17 protein-coding genes are annotated in these 21,158 nt (G+C 70.6%); 12 read left to right on the top strand and 5 right to left on the bottom strand.

Annotation, left to right across the window (positions count from 1 at the left end; all coding sequences use genetic code 11):
- Positions 1-253 precede the first annotated feature (253 nt).
- Positions 254-979: an RNA methyltransferase gene (locus ABZ845_RS21035; RefSeq protein WP_360981828.1), complete on the top strand. Its 726-nt coding sequence runs from the start codon at positions 254-256 to the stop codon at positions 977-979.
- A 229-nt stretch (positions 980-1,208) separates the two neighbouring features.
- Here ABZ845_RS21035 and ABZ845_RS21040 read toward each other — a convergent pair whose 3' ends face one another.
- Together ABZ845_RS21040 and ABZ845_RS21045 are read right to left on the bottom strand one after the other, a co-directional pair.
- Positions 1,209-3,203, bottom strand: a complete 1,995-nt coding sequence (locus ABZ845_RS21040) for an anthranilate synthase family protein (RefSeq protein ID WP_360981830.1) — start codon at positions 3,201-3,203, stop codon at positions 1,209-1,211.
- Positions 3,204-3,272: 69 nt separating this feature from the next.
- Complete coding sequence (locus ABZ845_RS21045) at positions 3,273-4,907, bottom strand: FAD-dependent monooxygenase (RefSeq protein WP_360981832.1); 1,635 nt, start codon at positions 4,905-4,907, stop codon at positions 3,273-3,275.
- Between the two features lie 237 nt (positions 4,908-5,144).
- On the opposite strand from ABZ845_RS21045, the gene ABZ845_RS21050 reads away from it, so the two are divergent.
- The 9 genes from ABZ845_RS21050 (at position 5,145) to ABZ845_RS21090 (ending at position 16,356) form a co-directional block, all read left to right on the top strand.
- Positions 5,145-6,422, top strand: a complete 1,278-nt coding sequence (locus ABZ845_RS21050) for an aspartate kinase (RefSeq protein ID WP_360981834.1) — start codon at positions 5,145-5,147, stop codon at positions 6,420-6,422.
- Positions 6,419-7,240 (top strand): 2-amino-3,7-dideoxy-D-threo-hept-6-ulosonate synthase, encoded by an 822-nt coding sequence (locus tag ABZ845_RS21055; protein WP_360981836.1) that lies wholly within the window; start codon positions 6,419-6,421, stop codon positions 7,238-7,240. Before ABZ845_RS21050 ends, ABZ845_RS21055 begins: the two co-directional genes overlap by 4 nt.
- Positions 7,237-8,388 (top strand): 3-dehydroquinate synthase II, encoded by a 1,152-nt coding sequence (locus tag ABZ845_RS21060; RefSeq protein WP_360981920.1) that lies wholly within the window; start codon positions 7,237-7,239, stop codon positions 8,386-8,388. Before ABZ845_RS21055 ends, ABZ845_RS21060 begins: the two co-directional genes overlap by 4 nt.
- 12 nt (positions 8,389-8,400) lie before the next feature.
- Complete coding sequence (locus ABZ845_RS21065; protein WP_360981838.1) at positions 8,401-9,162, top strand: amidohydrolase family protein; 762 nt, start codon at positions 8,401-8,403, stop codon at positions 9,160-9,162.
- A complete protein-coding gene (locus ABZ845_RS21070; RefSeq protein ID WP_360981840.1) occupies positions 9,159-10,478 on the top strand; it encodes an AMP-binding protein in 1,320 nt (439 codons plus the stop codon). Before ABZ845_RS21065 ends, ABZ845_RS21070 begins: the two co-directional genes overlap by 4 nt.
- A gap of 124 nt (positions 10,479-10,602) precedes the next feature.
- Positions 10,603-11,784, top strand: a complete 1,182-nt coding sequence (locus ABZ845_RS21075) for an FAD-dependent monooxygenase (protein ID WP_360981842.1) — start codon at positions 10,603-10,605, stop codon at positions 11,782-11,784.
- On the top strand, positions 11,781-12,617 hold the full coding sequence (locus ABZ845_RS21080) for a 2,3-dihydro-2,3-dihydroxybenzoate dehydrogenase (RefSeq protein ID WP_360981844.1): 837 nt from the start codon (positions 11,781-11,783) through the stop codon (positions 12,615-12,617). The genes ABZ845_RS21075 and ABZ845_RS21080 overlap by 4 nt, the downstream gene beginning before the upstream one ends.
- A gap of 174 nt (positions 12,618-12,791) precedes the next feature.
- Positions 12,792-13,439, top strand: a complete 648-nt coding sequence (locus ABZ845_RS21085; protein ID WP_360981922.1) for an isochorismatase family protein — start codon at positions 12,792-12,794, stop codon at positions 13,437-13,439.
- Positions 13,440-13,542: 103 nt separating this feature from the next.
- Complete coding sequence (locus ABZ845_RS21090) at positions 13,543-16,356, top strand: AAA family ATPase (protein WP_360981846.1); 2,814 nt, start codon at positions 13,543-13,545, stop codon at positions 16,354-16,356.
- A gap of 102 nt (positions 16,357-16,458) precedes the next feature.
- On the opposite strand, the gene ABZ845_RS21095 is transcribed toward ABZ845_RS21090, so the two are convergent.
- Positions 16,459-17,055, bottom strand: coding sequence for a malonic semialdehyde reductase (locus ABZ845_RS21095; RefSeq protein ID WP_360981848.1), 597 nt, complete (start codon positions 17,053-17,055; stop codon positions 16,459-16,461).
- A gap of 204 nt (positions 17,056-17,259) precedes the next feature.
- Between ABZ845_RS21095 and ABZ845_RS21100 the strand changes: the two genes are divergently transcribed.
- Entirely contained in the window at positions 17,260-17,784 is a 525-nt protein-coding gene (locus tag ABZ845_RS21100) for a cupin domain-containing protein (RefSeq protein WP_360981850.1), read from the top strand.
- 82 nt (positions 17,785-17,866) lie between these two features.
- Here ABZ845_RS21100 and ABZ845_RS21105 read toward each other — a convergent pair whose 3' ends face one another.
- Positions 17,867-18,553 carry a DsbA family protein gene (locus ABZ845_RS21105; RefSeq protein ID WP_360981852.1) on the bottom strand — a complete coding sequence of 229 codons (687 nt, stop codon included), beginning with the start codon at positions 18,551-18,553 and terminating at the stop codon, positions 17,867-17,869.
- Positions 18,554-18,607: 54 nt separating this feature from the next.
- A complete protein-coding gene (locus ABZ845_RS21110) occupies positions 18,608-20,044 on the bottom strand; it encodes an MFS transporter (protein WP_360981854.1) in 1,437 nt (478 codons plus the stop codon).
- Between the two features lie 220 nt (positions 20,045-20,264).
- On the opposite strand from ABZ845_RS21110, the gene ABZ845_RS21115 reads away from it, so the two are divergent.
- A complete protein-coding gene (locus ABZ845_RS21115; protein WP_360981856.1) occupies positions 20,265-21,083 on the top strand; it encodes a methyltransferase domain-containing protein in 819 nt (272 codons plus the stop codon).
- The last annotated feature ends 75 nt before the right edge of the window (positions 21,084-21,158 follow it).

Genomic DNA, 21,158 nt, shown 5'->3' on the forward strand with positions numbered 1-21,158 from the left:
CGGCCCGGCGGGCGCGAGGACGGGCCCTCGGCGGGCCGTCGGGTACCCTGGCCACGACCGCGCGTAGTGCACAAGAGCACAGGAAACACGAGAAAGGGGGCGGAGGATCGGTGCCGGAAAGGCCCCGTGATTCCCACCGCCGATGCCGTCCATCCCGCGGGTTGGTTCGCCCAAGGAGATCTCCAGCCCGAGCAACCCTCATGTGAAGGAACTCGCCGCCCTCCGTCGCCGACGGAACCGGCAGGATTCCGGAGTGACGCTCGTCGAGGGTTATGAGGAACTGGATCTCGCCCTGCGGGCCGGCGTCCGTCCCCGTGAGCTGTATTTCTGCCCCGCGCTGACCGGCGGAGCCGACCCGCGCCAGGTCATCACCCGTGCGGCCGAGTGCGGCGCGGACCTGTTCAGCCTCAGCCGGCAGGCGTTCGACAAGGCCGCCTACCGTGAGGGCCCGGACGGCTGGCTCGCCGTCGTACCGGACATCGAGACCGACCTCTCCCGCATCGAGGTCGACAGCCGCTCCCTCTTCGTCGTCTGCGAGAGCGTCGAGAAGCCCGGCAACCTGGGCTCGGTTCTGCGCACCGCCGACGCTGCCGGGGTGACCGCCGTGATCTCGGCCAACCCCGTGACCGACTGGGGCAATCCGAACGTGATCCGGGCCAGCAAGGGCACGGTGTTCGCCGTACCGGTCGTCTCGGCCGACTCCGGGGACGTCATGCGCTGGCTGGAGGAGCACGCGGTGAACATCGTCGCCACCACCCCGGACACGGACGTCCTGATGGCCGACGTCGACATGACCGGACCCACGGCGATCCTGATGGGCAGCGAGAAGTACGGCCTGTCGGACCAGTGGCTCTCGGGCCGTCACACCAAGGCGAAGATCCCGATGTTCGGCAAGGTGGACTCCCTCAACATCGCGGTGTCGGCCGCCCTCTTCACCTACGAGGCCGTACGCCAGCGCACGCCCTCCCGACAGGGCTGAGGGCACCGCCCTCCGGAAGTCGTCCGAGGCCCGCCCGGGGTGGTCCGGCCCTCACGCGAGCGCGACAAGCGCCGCAACCGGCCGATGTCATGGGCGGAGGCGTCCACCGACGGACCGGGCCTCGAGCCGGAGTTCTTCTACGCGGCACGGAACCGCGGACACAGCCGTTTTGACCGGCGTCATCGGCCGGGGTGTCCCGGAGGCACCCCGGCGGCCGGGGGGCGTCGGGTCAGTCGCCGCCGAGTGCCGAGGCGAGCATCCAGCCGAGGATCTCCGGGCCGTGCTCGGTGAACACGGACTCCGGGTGGAACTGCGCCGAGGTGAAACCGGGCCCTCGCAGGCCGTGCACCTGACCGGTCCGCGTGTCTCGCCAGCACTCCACCGGGGCGCTCAGCGCGGGAAGGTCGATCTGGGGCCCGGGGCTGGTGGCCGCGAAGGTGTTGTAGAAGCCGACCCGTTCCCGGCGACCGGCGAACTCGATCTCCAGCTGGGTGCCCTGGTTGGGCACGTCCCGGCGGACCAGCGGGAGCCCCAGCACCGAGCACAGGATCTGGTGCCCGAGGCAGACCGCGAGGAACGGCAGCTTCTCGCGCAGCATGGTGTACGCGGTACGGCGCAGCGAACCGATCTTGGGATCTTCCAGATCACGGGGGTCGCCGGGGCCGGGGCCGAGCACCGCGAAGTCCACGTCGGCGCCGATCTCGACCTGGTGGTACGGCTGGACGGTGATCACCATGCCCAGCGCGGTGAGCTGCTGGGCGAGCATCGCGGTGAAGGTGTCCTCGGCGTCGACGATCACCCCGCGGCGCCTCTGCAGCAGGGGAAAGGCCCGGCGCCTCGCTCCCGGTTCCGCCGCGCTGTCGTCCGGCGCCAGCCAGAAGGGGGCCAGCGTCCGGTTCCGTGCCTGGAGCGCCGAGCGGACCCGGGGGTCGCGGGCCAGTTCCGGGGCGTGGCCGGTACCGGCGCTGCGCGACGGCGTGCGGGAGGTCGCGTCGGCGTGGTCGAGGGCCGCGAGCAGTCCGGCGGTCTTGGCCCGGGTCTCGGCGACCTCGGAGTCCGGATCCGACAGGCGTACGAGCGTCGCGCCGACGGTGAGCCGCAGTCGCCCGGTGGGCTCGATGTCGGCCGTACGGATCATGATCGCCGAGTCCAGCTCCCGCTGTCCGTCGGCGTCCCGCCCGATGAGAGCGGCGACCCCGCTGTAATGGCCGCGTCCGCCCGGCTCGTGACGGGCGATCACCCGGCAGGCGTTCTCCAGCGGGCTGCCGGTCACCGTGGGCGCGAACATGGTCGCGTGCAGCAGCTCGGCCGGGGAGGCGGCGGTGCGCCCCTCTATGAGGTACTCGGTGTGCGCCAGATTACCCATCTCTTTCAGGAACGGCCCCCGCACACGCCCGCCTTCGGGACATACCTGGGCCATCATCTTCAGCTCCTCGTCCACCACCATGTAGAGCTCGTCCGTCTCCTTTCGGTCCGCGAGGAAGCCGATCAGTCCCTCCGGTGTCGGCCCGGTCGGCGGGTAGCGGTAGGTGCCGCTGATGGGGTTCATCACGGCCAGCCCGCCGTGCAGGCTGATGTGCCGTTCGGGTGTGGCACCGACGAAGGACCGCTCGGGGGTGTGCACCAGGAACGTCCAGTACGCGCCGGGCTCGTTGAGCAGCAGACGCCGGAACACCGCCAGGGACCGGGCCGCCGAGAAGTCCTCCAGGGTGGCGGTGAAGGAGCGGCTGATGACGAAGTTGGCGCCCGCGCCTTCGCCTATCTCCTCCGCCAGCACCCGCCGGACCGTGTCCGCGTACGCGCGGTCGTCCGGTTCGAAGCGGGCGTCGGTGAGCGTGGTCGGCAGGTCGGGTATCCGGGCCACCGCCTCGGCGACCGCGACCCTGCCCTGGGTGCGCACGGACAGGGCGAGAATCGGCCGGCCGTCCTCCTGGCAGGCGAAGCCGCGCTCGGTGATCTGGCGGTAGGGGATCAGCGCGAGCAGTTCGTGCCGCGGCCCGTTCGTCCCGGCCCCCCGCCGGGCGGGCGCCGGACCCTCCGGCACCGGCAGGTCGGCGAGCCGGTCCACGGCGGTGACATCCCCGACGAGGATCTCCAGCTCGTCGCCCCCGGAGCGCTCCGGCCGGTACAGCACGGCGAAGGCCGGCGGGGGCGAGGCGAGCAGCCGGTCGAGGTCGGCGCAGTCGCTCCAGCCGGAGACTGCGGGCTGCTTGGCGGAGCTCATCGTTCCTCCTGGTGGCGGCAGTGGCGATACCCGTCGGCTGTGGACATCGGGCCTTCGTGTGTCCGGTGGTCAGCGCCCGTCGGGCCGCACACCCGCGAGGCCGCACACGAGGTCGAGCACCGCGTCCGCGTCGGCCGGGGCCTCGTCAGCGCGCCAGGCGACGTGCTGGTCAGGGCGGACCAGCACGAGCGGGCGCTCCCAGGCGTCCCGGACCGGCTCGTCCTTGATGGTCAAGTGCCGCAGTGGTATTCCGCGCTGTGCCGCGCGCTCGGCGAGCGTGGCGCCCGCCCCGTCCGCCGAGGTGTCGACCAGGGTCAGCCCGGGGCCGAAGTGGTCGAACAGCTCGCTTCCGTCGGCCATGCGCAGGGACGGCGGACGGCCGCCCGGCCAGGTCGTGGGGACGATCCGGCTCCAGGACCAGCGCGGCTCCGGGCCGTCCTCGTGCGCGACCACCGGTGAGGTGCCGTAGCGGTAGCCGAAGTGGATCCCGGTGTTGTCGACGTGGTGGGCCTGCCGCTCCAGGAAGCCCGACAGGTGCGCCCTGCTTGCCCCGTCCCGCGCCAGCTGTCCGAAGCGGCGCCAGACCTCGAGCAGATTGGCGGACATCTCGCGATTGAACATGGCCACCGGGCGCCGCTCCGCCTGGTAACTGTTCAGCAGGTCGGGACCGCCCCACCCGTTCTCGACGGCCGCGAGCTTCCACCCGAGGTCGACCGCGTCCGCGATGCCGGTGTTCGCACCGTGCCCGCCGAACGGGTAGAACTGGTGCGCCGCGTCGCCGACCAGGAACACCGAACGGTCGCTGTAGTGCTCGGCCACGGCCAGGGTGCCCTGCCAGGAGCTGAGGCACAGCACCTCGTCGACCGTGAAGTCCACGCCGAGCCTGTCCCGCATCGCGGCGACCGGGTCACCGGTGAACGGCTCTCCGTCGGGCACCTGGAAGGAGGCCGTCCAGCTGTCCTGCTCGTCCCGCGACACCATGGTGATGCCGTTCGAGCTTGTGGTGACGAAGGCCCGGCCCCAGGTGCGCAGCACCGGGTCGGCACTGCGGAAGTACACCGAGCAGCGGTTGGTCCTCGGGCCCTCGACCGGCATCGCGATGCCGAGCGCGGTACGCACCGCGCTGCCGGCCCCGTCGCAGCCCGCCAGCCAGCGGGTCCGCAGCCGTCGCCGCACGCCGCCGGCGGCCTCCACGACATGGACGGTGACGCCGGTGTCGTCGTGATCCTCCAAGCCCGTGACCGTCCAGCCCTCGTACAGCTCGATCAGAGGGTGGGCCCGGACCTTGGCCCGCAGGAGCTCCTCCAGCAGCGACCCGGTGATGCGCTGATACGGCTCCAGCGGTGCGGAGCCGTCGTTGGGCTTGGCGGCCTCGGCCAGCTCGTCCTGCGGCGAGGCGTGATGCCACACCGCGACAGGCGGCCCGGTAAATCCGCAGGTCCACAGGAAATCGGAGGCGAATTCGGAAGAGACACCTCCGGAACGCACTTCGTCGGCAATTCCCAGCCGGCGGAACAGTTCCATGGTCCGCCCGTTCAGGTAATCCATCTTCGGGAACAGCGGCGGGGCGAAGGAGCGCTCGATGATCGTGCTGGGCACGCCGTACCGCGCGAGTTCCAGCGCCAGGACAGCTCCCACAGGGCCCGCTCCGGCCACCAGGATCCGGCTCTCGAGACGCTCGACGCCGACATTCTCTTCGGCCACGGGACCACTCCTGATCAGGCGATTGGCAGTGCAATCGATCCTTGACGGGACGAGGTGACCGGTCATCACGTGTTCGCGTGATGAGTCGGACGAGCGAGCGCCTCGACCCGGATCCCGTAAACGGGTGATGCTTCCACAGCCTTTTCCAGCCAGGCTCCGAAGCGACCGGCTGCTCGTACAGAGGAGCGATCCTTCGATCCTTCAGACGGTTCAGAACGGGGAATGGGGAATGGGGGCATGGACGTTGTTGTCCAGAAGTACGGTGGAAGTTCACTTCACGGAGAAAACCGGCTGCGAAACGTCGCACGTCGTGTGGCACTCGCACATTTCCGTGGCGAACGGATCGTAGTTGTTGTCTCGGCCCGTGGCGACACCACCGACCGGCTGCTCGACCTGGCCGGACATGTGGGGGGCCCGGAATGCCACATCAAGGCCGGGCGCGAGACGGACCAACTGCTGGCCACCGGCGAGTGCGTCTCGGCCGCACTGCTGGCCCTGGCACTGGAACGGATGCGGGTGCCCGCCACATCGCTGACGGGTCCTCAGGCCGGCATCCGGGTGACGGGCCGGCACAGGGCGGGCGTCATCGACCAGGTCGAGACGCGCCGGATCACCGGACTGCTGGACGAGGGCAGGGTCGTGGTCGTCGGCGGCTTCCAGGGCGTCAATGACGCGGGTGACGTCGTCACCCTCGGCCGCGGCGGCTCGGACACCACGGCGGTCGCGCTGGCCGCCGCGCTCGAGGCCGACCGCTGCGAGATCTTCACCGATGTCGACGGGGTCTACAGCGCGGACCCACGGATCGTCGCCTCGGCCCGCCGGCTCTCCCGGGTCAACGTCGGAGTGATGGCCGAGATGGCCTTCGCCGGAGCCACGGTTCTTCATCCGCGTTCGGTGGAACTGGCCGCCTTCAAAGGAGTTGAACTGCATGTCAGAAGCTCTCTCAGGCAGTCCGAGGGAACCGTGGTGGCCGGCGGTGTCGACATGAGGCTGCTGGAGACCGACAGCGCGGTCTCGGCCATCACGTGCGATCTCGACGTGGCCCGGGTCCTGGTCCGCTCCACCACCGGTGGCGACCTGGCCGCCGAGGTGCTCGGCATTCTCGCGCGGCACGCCGTCCCGGTCGACCTCGTGGCCCGGTCCGGGCCCCACGAGGAGGAGTTCCGCATGGGCTTCACCATCCGCCACAGCGACGTGGAGGAGATTCGCCCGGCTCTCGAGGCGGCGGCCGCCCGCTCCGGTGGCGAGGCCCGGATGGACACCGATGTCGCGAAGGTGTCCGTGATCGGCATGGGGCTGCTCAACCGGCCGGAGTACGTGGCACGGATGACCACGGCCCTGGCCGTGGCCTCCATCCCGACGAGCTGGGTCTCCTGCACCCAGCTGCGCGCCTCGGCGACCGTACCCCGGTCCGATCACGAGGAGGCGCTGCGGGCGCTGCACAAGGAGTTCGAGTCAGAGATCTCGTCCGACGACGACCTCTCCACCGATGAGAACACGGGGGAACAAGGATGATGACGTCCAATCACTTCGCACGCGACCTGCGGTCGCTGCGACTGTTCCACCATCACGAGCGACGGCTCATGGTGGTGCCACTGGACCACTCGATCAGCGACGGCCCGGTGATCCGCGGCGGCGGGCTCGACGCCCTGGTCGGCGAGCTGGCCGTGGCCGACGTGGACGCGGTCGTGCTGCACAAGGGCAGCCTGCGACACGTCCAGAACCGTTGGTTCGCCAACATGTCGCTGATCGTGCACCTGAGCGCCAGCACCGCCCACGCCGCCGACCCGGATGCCAAGTACCTGGTCACCGGCGTCGAGGAGGCCCTGAGGCTGGGCGCCGACGCGGTCAGCGTGCATGTCAACCTCGGCTCCCTGGACGAACGCCGGCAGATCGCCGACCTCGGCGAGGTGGCGGACGCCTGCGACCGCTGGCACATCCCGCTGCTGGCGATGATGTACCCGCGCGGTCCGAAGATCACCAACCCGCGCGACCCGGAACTGGTGGCCCACGCGGCCGCGCTGGCCGCGGACCTCGGCGCGGACATCGTCAAGACGCCGTACGTCGGCACGCCCGAGGAGATGGCGCAGATCACCGCGGCCTGCCCGATCCCGCTGATCGTCGCCGGCGGACCACAGCGCGGCGGCGACGACGAGGTGCTCGCGTTCGTGGGCGACGCCCTGCGCGGCGGCGCGGCCGGCGCGGCCATGGGCCGCAATGTCTTCCAGGCCGCCGACCCCGGAGCCACCGCCCGGCGCGTGTCCGACCTCGTGCACGGGATGACCGAACTGAACCTGACCGGGGAGATCCAGCCACTCACCGCGGCCGGCTGACCAACCAAGACGTTTCCCGAACACCGAAGCTGGGAGAACCCAACGTGAAGCTGTGCTGGCTCGACATCCGATCGGTCAAGACGGCGAAGAAGGCCATCGTCGAGGAGGCGGTCCACCAGCGGGTGGACGCCATCGTGGCGGCCAACCCCGCGGACCTCAAGGGTCTGCCCCCGACCGTCAAGAAGGTGCTGCTGCTCCAGGGCAAGGAGCTGCCGCCCGAGTTCGGCCCGGCCGACGTCGTCGTCCTCGGCCCCGAGCACACCAACCGCGCCGAGCTGACCAAGGCCCACCCCACGATCGAGTTCGGCCGCTTTGTCGAGATCGTGGACGCCCCGACCCTCGAGGACGCGTGCGAGTCGGCGCGCACCGAGAAGTGGAGCGTGCTGCTGTTCCGCGACCCCACCAAGATTCCGCTGGAGATCGTGATCGCCGCCGCCGCCAAGGCGAACGGCAACATCATCACCGTGGCGGGCGATGTCGAGGAGGCCGAGATCATCTTCGGGGTGCTCGAGCACGGCTCCGAAGGCGTGATGATGGCGCCGAAGGCCGTGGGCGACGCCACCGCGCTGAAGGCCGCCGCCGAGGCCCAGCCCGGCAACCTGGAGCTGGTCGAGCTGGAGGTCACCTGCACCGAGCACATCGGCATGGGAGAACGCGCCTGCGTGGACACCTGCTCGCACTTCCGCGAGGACGAGGGCATCCTGGTCGGCTCGCACTCCAAGGGCATGATCCTGTGCGTCAGCGAGACCCACCCGCTGCCGTACATGCCCACCCGCCCGTTCCGGGTCAACGCCGGCGCGATCATGTCCTACACGATCTCCGGCGAGAACGACCGCACCAACTACCTGAGCGAGCTCAAGGCCGGCAGCAAGGTGCTCGCGGTGGACGTCAAGGGCCAGACCAGGGTGGTCACCGTGGGCCGGGTGAAAATCGAGTCACGGCCGCTGATCTCGGTCGACGCGGTCGCGCCGAACGGACAGAAGGTCAATCTGATCCTGCAGGACGACTGGCACGTGCGGGTGCTCGGCCCGGGCGGAGTGGTACTCAACAGCACCGAGCTCAAGCCCGGCGACAAGGTGCTCGGCTATCTGCCGCTCGCCGACCGCCACGTGGGCTACCCGATCAACGAGTTCTGCCTCGAGAAGTAGACCGGCCCCGAGATGAGCCGCGAGACCATACTCGACTTCCACGCCCGGCTCGCGCCCCGTCCCGGTGCGCTGGACCTGCTGCTCGCCGACATGAAGCGGGCCGGGGTCCAGCGCGCCGCGGTCGCCGCCGGCGGCGTCATCGACCTGGATGTGCTGGCCGGACAGGTGGTGGAAGGCGGGCACAGCGAGGCCGACCCCGACAACGACCTGGTGCTGGACGCCTGTGCGCGCAGCGACGGACAGCTGATCCCGTTCTTCTTCGCGAACCCGCACCGCCCGGTCGGCCACTACCGCGGTCGGGCGGCCGAGTTCCGCGCCCTCGAGTTGTCGCCGGCCGTTCACGGCGTCGGTCTGGACGATCCGCGCACCACGCGGTTGGTCGAGGTAGCCGCCGAGTTCGGACATCCCGTCTACACCGTGTGCCTGACGCGTCCGGGCGCCGGGGTCGCCGACCTGGTGCGGCTCGCCGGCGCCTTCCCGGGGACCCATTTCGTCCTCGGACACTGCGGCGTAAGCCTGATCGACACACACGCCCTGGGGCTGGTGGCCGACCTGCCGAACATCCTGGTCGAGACCAGCGGCGGCTACACCCACCTGGTCCGTCTCGCCGTGAGCCGGCTCGGCGCCGACCGTCTGCTGTTCGCCGCCGAGCATCCGCTCCAGCCGCCCGCGGTCGAGCTGGCCAAGTTCCGTGCCCTGAACCTGGATCCGGAGACCTGGCGGCGGATCGCCTGGGAGAACGCGCACAGGATCCTGGGAGAGGAGATCCCATGACCGACACGCCCGTGACATTTCCCCAGCTCGGGGACTGGAGCAGCCGCGAACAGCTGACCGCTCTCCAGGACAAGCAGCTGCCGAGACTGCTGGAGTGGGCCTCCCGTGCGCCCTTCTACCGGTCGCGGTTCGATGCCGCCGGGGTGCGCCCCGGTGACCGGGCCGGCCTTGCGGCGCTTCCCCTGGTGAGCAAGCAGGAACTGCGCGACTCGTACCCGTTCGGCCTGCTGGCCGTGGCGAAGGAGCGGCTGGCGACCTACCACGAGTCCAGCGGTACCGCGGGCACGCCGACTCCCTCGTACTACACGGAGGAGGACTGGGTCGACCTGGCCGAGCGCTACGCCCGCAAGTGGGTCGGGATCACCCCGTCCGACGTGTTTCTGGTGCGGACCCCGTACGCGCTGATGATCACCGGGCACCTGGCCCAGGCGGCGGCCCGCTCCAAGGGCGCCACCGTGGTGCCGGGCGACAACCGGTCGCTCGCCATGCCGTACTCACGGGTGGTCCGGGTACTGCACGACCTGGGCGTCAGCCTCAGCTGGTCGATGCCGACCGAGACGCTCCTGTGGGCCGCGGCCGCACGTGCGGCCGGCTGGGATCCGGGCCGCGACTTCCCGCACCTGCGGGCGCTGTTCGTCGGCGGTGAGCCGCTCAGCACGGCGCGCCGCAGGCGCATCAGCGAGATCTGGGGCGTGCCGGTCGTCGAGGAGTACGGCTCCACCGAGACCGGCAGCCTCGCCGGGGAGTGCCCCGAAGGGCGGCTGCACCTGTGGGCCGACCGGGCGATCTTCGAGGTGCACGACCCGGCGACCGGCGAGGTCCGCCCGGAGGGCTCCGGCCAGCTGGTCGTCACCCCGCTGTACCGAGAGGCCATGCCGCTGCTGCGGTACAACCTCGAGGACGACGTCGAGATCTCCTGGACGGACTGTGCGTGCGGCTGGGAGCTGCCGGTGGTGCGGGTGCTCGGCCGCTCGGCCTTCGGCCATCGCGTCGGAACGGCCAGGATCACCCAGCACCGGCTGGAGGAGCTGGTCTTCGAACTGCCCCTGGAACACCAGGTGCTGTTCTGGCGGGCCCGGGCCGAACCCGACCGGCTGCGGATCGAGATCGAGGTACCCGACGAGCACCGGGAGGCGGCCTGCGGGCATCTGACGGAGGCCGTCCGCAAGGAGTGGGGCATAGCGCCCGACGTCGCCCCGGTCCCGCCCGGGACCTTCGTCCCCCACGAGGTGCTGACCGCGGTCCACGACGTGGTCAAGCCGCGAACCCTGTTCGGGGCGGACGAGGACTGGGGCAAGGCACTTCTCTACTACTGACCACCTGCTGATCACCAACAACCGGTCGCTGATGGCACCCGAGTTCATCAGCGGTCAACGGTCCCATAGTCCGCGAGTTCCTGCTGGTGGCTGCGGCCGATCCACGTGCGAAAAGAGGGAACATATGAAGATCGCAGTCGTCGGCGGGGGAATCGCTGGCCTCACCACGGCGGTCGCACTGACCCGCGCCGGCGTCCGCTGCCAGGTGTTCGAACAAACCCGGCATCTGCGCGAGATCGGGGCCGGGATCCAGCTCTCACCGAACGGATCCCGGCCACTGCACCGGCTCGGCCTGGGACCGGCGCTCCGGGACATCGCGGTGCGGCCCGAGGCGATCTCGGTCCGCCGCTGGGACAGCGGTGAGGAACTCGCCAGGACCAGCCTCGGCTCTGCCTGCGAGGACATGTACGGCACGCCGTACTACACCGTGCACCGGGCCGAGCTGCACCAGCTGCTGCTGGAGCAGCTGCCCAGGAGCATCGTCCACCTGGGCATGCGCTGCGTTCAGGCGGACGACCTCGGCGACTCGGCCCGGCTGCACTTCGACGACGGCTCGACGGCGGACGCCGACGCCGTGATCGGCGCCGACGGCATTCGCTCCGCGGTCCGGGCGCAACTGCTCGGCGACCAGCCGCGCTTCTCGGGGCATCAGGTCTTCCGCGGGGTGGTGCCGGCCCGGCACGCGCCGCGGCTGGCGGAGAACCCCCGGGTGGCGATCTGGATGGGGCCCGGGCAGCACTGCGTCGCCTACCCGATCTCCGGCGGACGCCTGATCAGCTTCGCGGCGAGTGCGCCCGCCGGGGACTGGTCGGTGGAGTCCTGGACCGCCGAGGGACATCTGACGGACCTGCTCGACACCTACGGCGGGTGGGCAGGCGAGCTGCGCGAACTGCTGTCCGGCGCCCCCACCGTGACCCGGTGGGCCCTGCACGACCGGCCCCCGGTCGACCGGTGGACGACCGGCCGGCTCGCGCTGGTCGGCGACGCGGCGCACCCCATGCTGCCGTTCGGCGCGCAGGGGGCCAGCCAGGCGATCGAGGACGCCATGGTGCTCGCCGCCTGTCTCGCCTCGGGCAACACGGCCGAAGTGCCGGAGACGCTGAAGCGCTACGAGTCGGTGCGGCGGCCACGCACGGAGCAGGTCCAGCGGTTCATCCAGGAGAACGAGCGCAACCACCACGTCGACGATGGCCAGGCTCAGCAGAAGCGGGACATCGCCATGGACGGGGAATGGGCCCTCAAAGGGCGCCAGTGGCTGTTCGGCTACGACTACGACGAAGAAGAGGAACTGGAGGGAATACGGTGAACGGACAACGGGGGACGGCGGCTGTCGAGGCCGGGGGCGAGCCCGGCATAGCCGGGAAGGTGGCGCTGGTGACCGGTGCGGGCCAGGGCATCGGCGCCGCGGTGGCAAGGAAGCTGGCCGAACACGGGGCTACGGTCGCCGCGGTGGACCTCGCGGGGGATGCGGTCACGTCCGTCGTGGACGGGCTGCTCGTAGAGGGGGCCAAGGCCGTGGCGTTCACGTCCGACGTCCGGGACGCTGCGGCGGTCGACACGGTGGTCGACCAGGTCGAGCGGGAACTGGGCCCGATCGGCATCCTGGTGAACGTGGCCGGGGTGCTGCGTACCGGCCCGGCGGTGGGCGTGAGCGACGACGACTGGGACACCGTCTTCTCGGTGAACACCCGGGGGGTGTTCTGCGTGTCCCGCGCGGTGGCCAGGCAGATGGGCCCCCGCCGCGAGGGCGCGATCGTCACCGTCGCCTCCAATGCCGCCGGCGTACCGCGGATGCACATGTCCGCATACGCCGCGTCCAAGGCGGCGTCGACGATGTTCACCAAGTGCCTCGGCCTCGAACTCGCCGGGTCCGGCATCCGCTGCAACGTGGTGTGCCCGGGATCCACCGACACCCGGATGCAGCGAACGATGTGGGATGAACAAGGGCTGAACGAACAGGACGGGCTCCGCGCCGTGGTCGCGGGCTCGCTGCCCGCGTTCCGCGCGGGCATCCCGCTGGGCCGGATCGCCCGCCCCGAGCAGATCGCCGACGCCGTCGCCTTCCTCGCCTCGGACCGCGCGAGCCACATCACCATGCAAGACCTCTACGTCGACGGCGGTGCGGCCCTGCAGGGTTAGGGCCTCTCGTCCGGATCAGGCCGGGCTCGCGGGGTCCGGCACCGCGCCCTGATCCGGCCTGGTCCGGTCTGGTCCAAACGAGAGGCCCTAGGGCCTGTCCCGGGGACCTCGGGCGCGAGAAGCCGTGGTCCTGGCGATTCCGAGTCCACCGAAGAATGGAGTGACGAGGTGGCCATGCCTCCCCTTCCGGCCTACGCGATGCCGTCCCCGCCCGGGCCGGCCGAGGCCCGAGTCGGCTGGCAAGTCGATCCCGCACGGGCGCTTGTGCTGGTCCACGACATGCAGAAGTACTTCATCGACGCCTTCCCCGCGGGCCGGCAGCCTGTCACCACCCTGGTCGCCAACATCGGCCGGCTGCTCGCGGCTGCCGCCGAGGCCGGGGTCCCGGTGGCGTACACCGCCCAGCCGGGCGGGATGGACCGCGTCCAGCGCGGACTGCTGCACGACTTCTGGGGCCCCGGTATGAGCGCTGATCCGCAGCACCGGCGGATCGTGGAGGCGCTCGCGCCGCAGTCTTCCGACACCGTGCTGACCAAGTGGCGATACAGCGCCTTTCACCGCACCGGTCTCGCGGAGCTGATGTCCGCTCAGGGCCGTGACCAGCTGATCATCTGCGGGGTGTACGCACACATCGGCTGTCTGGTCACCGCGTGCGACGCGTTCTCGCTCGACATCCAGCCCTTCCTGGTGGCCGATGCCGTCGCCGACTTCAGCGCGGAGGATCACCTACTGGCACTGAACTACGCGGTACGGCGCTGCGCCGCCGTACCGGACACGGAGTCGGTCGTGGTGGCACTGAGCAGCGTCGCTACGGCCACCTGACTAGGACTCGTCGGCTTCCTCAGCGAAGAAATGCCACCTCATGCCTTAATGGAGGCGCCCGAACCGCACTCAAGGCGGGCAGCGGCAAATACGGGGAGGGGTTGTGGAGGCGTTTACCAAGTGGCCGCTCGTAGGTCGGAGCGCCGAACAGGAACAACTGCGCTCTGCACTCACGGGGGCTCTCTCAGGCAGTGGAGCCTGTCAGATCGTCAGTGGCCCGGCAGGGATCGGCAAGAGCCGCCTCCTGGCCGGGCTGGTCGAGGAAGCGGCGGGGCTCGGCGTCGAGGTGGCGCACGGCCGGGCCACCGAACTCGACCAGGTGGCACCGTTGACCACCCTGCTCACCGCGTTACGCACGGCGGACATACCGGCGCTGAGGGATCTCACCACGCCGGGCGACCCGTCGAGCAACCGTTTCTGGCTGGTGAACAGGCTCGGCGAACTCATCGAGAAGTACCTCACCACACGACCGCTGCTGGTGGTCGTCGACGACGTGCAGTGGGCGGACGAACTGAGCGCACTGGCCCTGCGCTTCCTGGTGCCGACACTGGCCTCCTCCCCTGTGGCCTGGGTGCTGGCGCGCCGGCCGACACCGGGAGACAGCCCCGGACAAGCCGCGGTCGACCTGCTGGTCAAGGAGGGCTACCCGCTGCTGGAGCTGCAGCCGCTCGGCCACGAGGCCGTCACGGAGCTGTGCCGGCACATCCTGGGCGCGCGGCCGGACGCCGACGTGCTGGCGCTGGCCATGCGCGGCAGCGGCAACCCGTTCCTGCTGGAGGAACTGCTGCTCGCGCTGCGCGACCACCGGCAGATCACCGTCACCGCGGACGCCGCGACCGCGGCCTCCGGCGAACTGCCGCCGAGCTTTCGCAGCGCGGTGGCTCAGCGCCTGCTGAGCGCCTCCGAGACCACGCGAACGCTGCTGGAGGTCGGCGCCGTGCTGGGGCGCCCGTTCACCCTGCACGAGGCCGCCGGGCTGCTGGGCCGCCGGCCCATCGAACTGCTCCCCTCCGCCAAGGATGCCATCCGCAGCGACATCCTGGTGGACCTCGGGGCTGAACTGGCCTTCCGGCACGACCTGATCCGCGAGGCGGTGTACGGCAACCTGTCCGGCTCGGTGCGCCAGCTGCTGCACCGTGAGGCGGCGGCCGTCGTCCAGGCGGAGGGCCGCTCGTCGGTCGAGGTGGCCGAGCACCTGATCCAGGGCGGCCGGCGCAGCAATGCGCAGGTGGTGGAAGTACTCGAACGCGCCGTCGCCCAGCTGGCCCCCACCGCGCCGAGCACGGCCGCCGACATGGTCACCCGCGCCCTGGATCTGCTGGACAAACAGGATCCCAGGCGCCCGCAGCTGGCGGCCACCGCGGTCCGGCTGATGGCCAGTGCCGGGCGTCTCACCGAGGCGCGGGAGCTGGGCGAGGCAACGCTGCGCGGCCGTGGCGAAAGCCCCTTCACGACCATGCTGCTGCTCGGGCTCTCCGAGGCCCTCAAGCACGCCGGGCAGGACGGCGCGGTGGTGAGCTACACCGCGCGCGCTCTCTCCCGGCCGGACGTGTCGGAACGCGAGCGCGCCCAGCTGCTCGCCATCCGCGCGCACGCCATGCTGAACCAGGGCGGCATCCATGAGGCGCGGCAGTCCGCGCAAGAGGCGCAGCAGGTCAGCCGGAGTGCCGGGGAGCAGCCCTCGCTGGTCACGGCGACCTCCGCGCTGAGCATCTCCGCCCAGGGCTGCGGCGAGATCGCGGAGGCCATCGCCTATTCCCACGAGGCGGTTCAGCTTGCCGACACCGTGGGGGGCGAGGCCACCCAGCGCCATCCGCGGCTGTGGCTGGGACACGCTCTGGCGGCGGCCGACCGGTTCGCCGAGGCCGCGGCTGTGTACGAGCTGGGCCAGCGCGAGGCCTTCCAGCTCGGCACCGCGTGGTCGCACCCGGTGTGGCACTACCATCGCGCCGAACTGTGGCTGGCCAAGGGCCTGTTGGACGACGCGAAGGCCGAGGCGGAGGCCGGCCTGCAGGTGGCGCAGCAGTGGGCGGCGATGGCGATGAGCGTGCCGCTGCTCGGCACGCTCGTGCACATCGCGGTCAGGTCCGGCGACTTGCCGGAGGCCGCGCATCTGCTGGACCGCGCTGCGAAGCTGAGCCAGGAGGGCACCGGCTCGCGGGTGGAGGACCAGGTCTGGGCACTGGCCTGCTACCAGGACGCTTCCAAGGAGCCGCAGGTCGCCATGCGGACGCTCTCCGCCTTCTTCGAGCAGCTGCCGCGTCGGCTGATGCTGCTCGTCCAGGACTGCTCCGCCGGGCCCCGGATAATAGCCCTGGCCAAGCAGGTCGGCGCCGACGACAAGGCAGTCCTGGTGCTGGCCGCACTGGAGCGGCTGCGGGAGCGCAACCCGCAGGTGCCCTCCCTCGCGGGTGCCGTCGCCCACGCCCGCGGCCTGCTGCACAACGACGTGGCGGCGCTGCAGGAGGCTGTCGACACGTACCAGAAGAGCCCCCGGCCGCTGGCGGGCGCCCGCGCGAAGGAGGACCTGGCCACGGCGTTGGCGGGACGGGGCAAGCGTCGCGACGCGATCGCCCTGCTGGACGACGCGCTGGGCGTCTACCTGACCAGCGGCGCCACCTACGACATGGCGCGGGTCAACGGCCGGCTCGACCGGATCGGTGTCTCCCGCAAGGTGCGCCGGGACGCGCGCCGGGTCGACTCGCCGTGGTGCGCGCTCACCCAGTCCGAGCTGCGGGTCGCCCTGCTGGTCGCGGAGGGGAAGATCAACCGGGAGGTGGCGGCGGCGCTGTTCCTCTCGCCGCACACCGTCGACTCTCACCTGAGGCACATTTTCGCCAAGCTCGGACTGTCCAGCCGGGTCGCGCTGACCCGCTGGGTCATCGAGAACAACGTGGCCGAGAACGTCGACATCTGACGCCCGCGGCCGACGGGTGTCCTGGCCTGGCACGGCCGTGGCCGTGCCAGGCCAGGACAGGCCAGGACACCCCGAGGCGCGCTCGTCGCCCGGCACCGTGTGTCAGACGGTGCGGAAGACCTGGTCGAACTCGAGTCGGGGCAGACGGTCCCACCAGGCGTTCTCGCCGGGCTTGCCGATGTTGACCACCGCCAGGACCTTGTGGTTGGCGTCGAAGAACTCCTTGGCCACGGCGTCGGTGTCCAGGCCGCTCATCGGGCCCGCGGCCAGGCCGGCCGCGCGCACGCCGATGATGAAGTAGGCGACCTGGAGCGCCGCGTTCATCCGGGCCGACTCCTCACGGACCGCCGGGTCCGAGAAGAACGCGTCCTTGGCGTTCGGGAACACCGGGAACACGGTGGGCAGTTGCTCGTGGAACTCCCCGTCCGCGGCGAGGATCGCGACCAGCGGGGCCGCCGCGGTCTTCTCCTTGTTGCTGTCCCACATGTGCTGCACGAGCCGTTCACGCGCCTGCGGCGTGCGGACCAGGACCACGCGCAGCGGCTGCTGGTTGAAGGACGTCGGCGCCCACTTCACCAGGTCGTAAATGGCCTGGATCTGCTCTTCGCCGACCGGCTCGTCGGTGAAGGTGTTGGCGGTCCGGGCCTCGCGGAACAGAAGGTCCTGGGCGGCGGCGTCGAGTTCAAGATATGCGGTCACGTCGAACGAACCTCTCTTGTCACGGTGCGCCGCGTGGAGGAGGCCCCGCGACGCGCAGTTGCGTCGCGGACCACTTTCGCCGCTTCGCGGCCCCGGGACATCACGTGCCTACGGGATTCCGGGATCACGTGAACGTGGGATGTGCGTACGCGCAGGCCAGAGACATCCTGGCGTCGCCAACCACCTCTCCATGGAGGAGTGCCGATGAGTGAGACAATCCCGCCCGAGATCACCAGGGAGGTGGTTCACGTACCGGCAGGCGAGGGAATCGCGCTGTGGGTGCCCGAGGAGCCGCCCCTGGACCTGGTGGACGGCGAGGGGCCCGAGCTGTCCACGTACACGTTCGTCGGGACCGCCGACAACACCGGCGGCTCGCTGGCGGTGGTGGACACCGTCGTGCCGCCCGGGAACGGTCCGCCGCCGCACTCGCACGTGGACGCGGACGAGTCCTTCTACGTCCTGGAGGGCGAGTTCGAGGTGCGGGCCGGTGGCCGTACCTTCACGATCAAGCCGGGAGACTACGCGTTCATCCCGCGCGGAACAGAGCACATCTGGAAGAACAGCTCCACCGAGACCTCCCGCATGATCCGGATCTACACGCCGGGCGGCATAGAGAAGTTCTTCATCGACATCAGCCGGCCGGCCGTCACGGGTGAGCTGGCCCCCAGGCTGACCTCGGAGGACGTCCGCCGCGCCGAGGAGGTCGCCGCCCGGCACTACGGGAGCTGAGTGCCGGGCGAAGCGAGCGTGATGCGAAGCAGGGGGCGGGACCGCGATGCGGTCCCGCCCCCTGCTTCGTTTGACACCCGGATCAGAGCGCCAGGAGCGGTTCGACCCAGGACGGGTCGTACTCCTCCAGTCGCGGGAAGCCCTCACCCGGGCGCGCCGTCCAGTGGTACGTGGCGCCGGGGTTGTGCACCGCGAAGCCCTCGGCCGCGAAGAGATGCGGGCTGCCCTGGACGCCCGGCCCCTTGGCCGTCTCCCAGTGCCGGTAGACCTCGGCCCGCCCGGCACCCCGCGCCAGCGCCTTCTCCAGCGCCGCCGTGTCGACGTGTTCGCACTTCTCGGCCACGTCGAGGATCACCGGGTGGATGCTGATGCACCGGCTCTCGTTGTAGAACGCGTACCGCAGCGCGGCATCCAGCTCGTCGCTGGCCCGCAGTCCGCCGATCTCCTCGGCCTTGGCCGCCTGCACCGCCTCCATGGCCGGCAACGTGGTTACCGGGTAGGCGGATTCGGCCCCCGCCCAGGATCTCCAGCCCAGCTCGGGGCGAGCGCCGGCGATGGTGACGATCTCCGCCTCGAGGATGAACTTGGGCGTGGGCATCTTGTTGAAGAGTTCCAGCGGGAAGGCCCGGTGGTCCACCAGCAGGTCCACGTCCCGGTCGGCCGCAGCCGCCCGCAGCGTGCGCAGAGCGAGGGTCGCCCAGGGGCACCCGATGTCCGACCACACCGTCACCGTACGGCGGTCGGGGTTGAGCAGCTCGTCATCCCTCACGAGGGGCGTACTGGATTCATCGGTAGTCAATGCACTCTCTCCTGTGAGTCGCCGTCAATGGCCGTGCTCTCCAAGGCCCTGCGGCCGCCAGGTGCTGCGCAGCCACAGCATAAGCGGCACCGCCACCAGTGCGATCACACCGGCGGTGAGCAGTGCGATGCCCTGGCCGTGCGCGGCCACCGAGGCGGACGCCCGCGCACCCGCCCCCCGGTGGGAGACGGTGGTGAGCACTGCGACGCCCAGCGCCCCGCCGACCTGCAGTGTGGTGCTCACCAGGCCGGATGCCGCGCCCTGGACCGGGCCTTGCAGCCCGCTGGTGCACACCACGAAGGCGGCGACGATCGCCGCGCCCAGGCCGAGACCCCACACCATGCCCGGGAGCAGGAAGGAGAGCAGGATGTCGCCGTCCGCCTTCAGGACACCGCCCCACCACAGCAGGCCCACCGCCTGCAGCGCCAGACCCCCGGCGAGTGCGGAGACCGGGCTGATCTTGCCGAACAGCCGGATGGACACCTGCGAGCCGATGAACACGGCGACGCTGATCGGCATCGTCCGCAGGCCTGCCTGCAGCGGCTCGTAGTGGCGGACTTGCTGGAGATAGAGGCTGACGACGAAGAAGACGCCGAACATCAGCAGACCGGTCGCGGTGTTGCCGGCGTTGCCGAGAACGACGTTGCGCAGTCCGAACAGCATCCGGGGGATCAGCGGGGCATCGGCGCTCAACTGGCGCCATACGAAGGCGCCCAGCAGCACCGCCGCACCGGCGAAGGAACCCAGGGTCGTCGCGTCGCCCCAGCCGGAAGCGCCCCCGTGCAGCACCGCGAACAGCGCGAGGCACAGGCCGGCGCTGCTGGTGAGTGCCCCGAGCAGGTCGACGCGCCCGACCGCGCCCGGCCGCCCGGCCGGCAGCGTCCGGGATCCCGCCACCAGCGCGATCAGCACCACCGGCACGTTGACCAGGAAGGTCCACTGCCACCCGATCGAGGTGAGCAGGCCGCCGAAGAGGACGCCGGTGGCGCCCGCGAGGCCGCCGAGGCCGCCCCAGATGCCGAACGCCTTGTGCCGGTCCGGTCCCTCGGTGAACAGGTCGGTGATCAGTGCCAGCGCGGACGGCGCCACCACTGCGGCTCCCAGGCCCTGAAGCGCTCTGGAGGTCACCAACTGCCAGGCCTCCTGCGAGAGTCCGCAGGCCAGCGAGGCCGCCGCGAACAGCGCCAGTCCGGACAGCAGGACCCGGCGCCGCCCGAAGAGGTCCGCGGCCCTGCCGCCCACCAGCATGAAACCGCCGAACGCCAGCATGTACGCGTCCATCACCCATGCCAGACCGGCGGGCGAGAAGTCCATCTGGCGCTGGATCGACGGCAGCGCGACGTACACGATGCCGGTGTCGAGCACCACCATGAACTGGACCACGGCCAGAAGTCCGAACACTTTCCAGGGATCACGTGTCCGCGACTCGGTCGCGGTGTTACCCATCAGGTCGCTTGTCATCTGCTCGCCACTCCAACCCCTTCGACTCTGACTGTTCGCCAGTTGCCTTCGCTCCCGCGATCATTGCCCGAAGCCCCGGCCGGGAACATCACGTCTTCTGGCGATGACAAGTCCGCTTCTGCCGTCCGGGACATGGCGTGAACAGGGGATGACCAGGTCAGCGCGCACGGCGAGGCTGTCCGGGTCAAGTGAAAGAACACGCCAAGGAGACCGGGGGACCATGACAGCCGCGACTGGCAACATCACCCAATTCACCACGGTGGACGGTGCACCCGATTCCTCCTGGTTCATCGACTTCATGGACCGGGCCAACGCCCTTCCCGGCTATGCGGACATCCGCGGCATTCTGGCGCGGAACCTCGGCGCGGACGTCAAGGGCAAGTCGCTGCTCGACGTGGGCTGCGGCACCGGCGACGACGCTCGTGAGCTGGCCGAACTGGTCGGCGACGCCGGCCGGGTGGTCGGCACGGACTTCAGTGAGGCGATGATCGAGGAGGCCACGCGGCGCAGCGTGGGCTCGCCCCTGCCGGTGCAATTCCGCGTCGAGGACGTCGGCTCGATGAGCTTCGAAGACGGCGCCTTCGACGGTGTGCGGGCCAAGCTCGTGCTGATGCACTGCTCGGACCTCGACGCTGCCGCGGCCGAGCTCGTCCGCGTCACCAAGGACGGCGGCCGGATCGCTGTCTTCGACTACGACTTCGAGTCCACCATCGTCGACCACCCCGACGTGGCGGCGACCCGCGAGATCGTCCGCTGCTGTGCGGACGGCCATGCGAACCGGTGGACCGGCCGCCAGCTGCGTCGCCGCTTCCTGGACCTGGGCCTGGGCGAGGTCTCGGTGACCCCGTACACGGTCCTCATGCCGCTGAGCTTCTTCCGTACCTCGGTCGGCGGCAGGCTGGCCGGGGCCCAGCAGAGCGGCGGCCTGAACATGACCGCCGAGGAGCTGGCGGCCTGGTGGCAGCCGCTCGAGCAGGCCGACGAGAACGGCCGCTTCTTCGCTTCTCTCACCGGCTTCGCGCTCGGCGCGACGAAGTGACCACCCGCGGGCGGGCCGCCGGCGGCGGGGGGGGGGGGGGGGCGCGCGGGGCGGCCCGGGGCGCGGGGGCACCGA

Origin of the sequence: Streptomyces sp. NPDC047022 (assembly GCF_040644155.1) — a bacterium.
Lineage (GTDB): Bacteria > Actinomycetota > Actinomycetes > Streptomycetales > Streptomycetaceae > Streptomyces.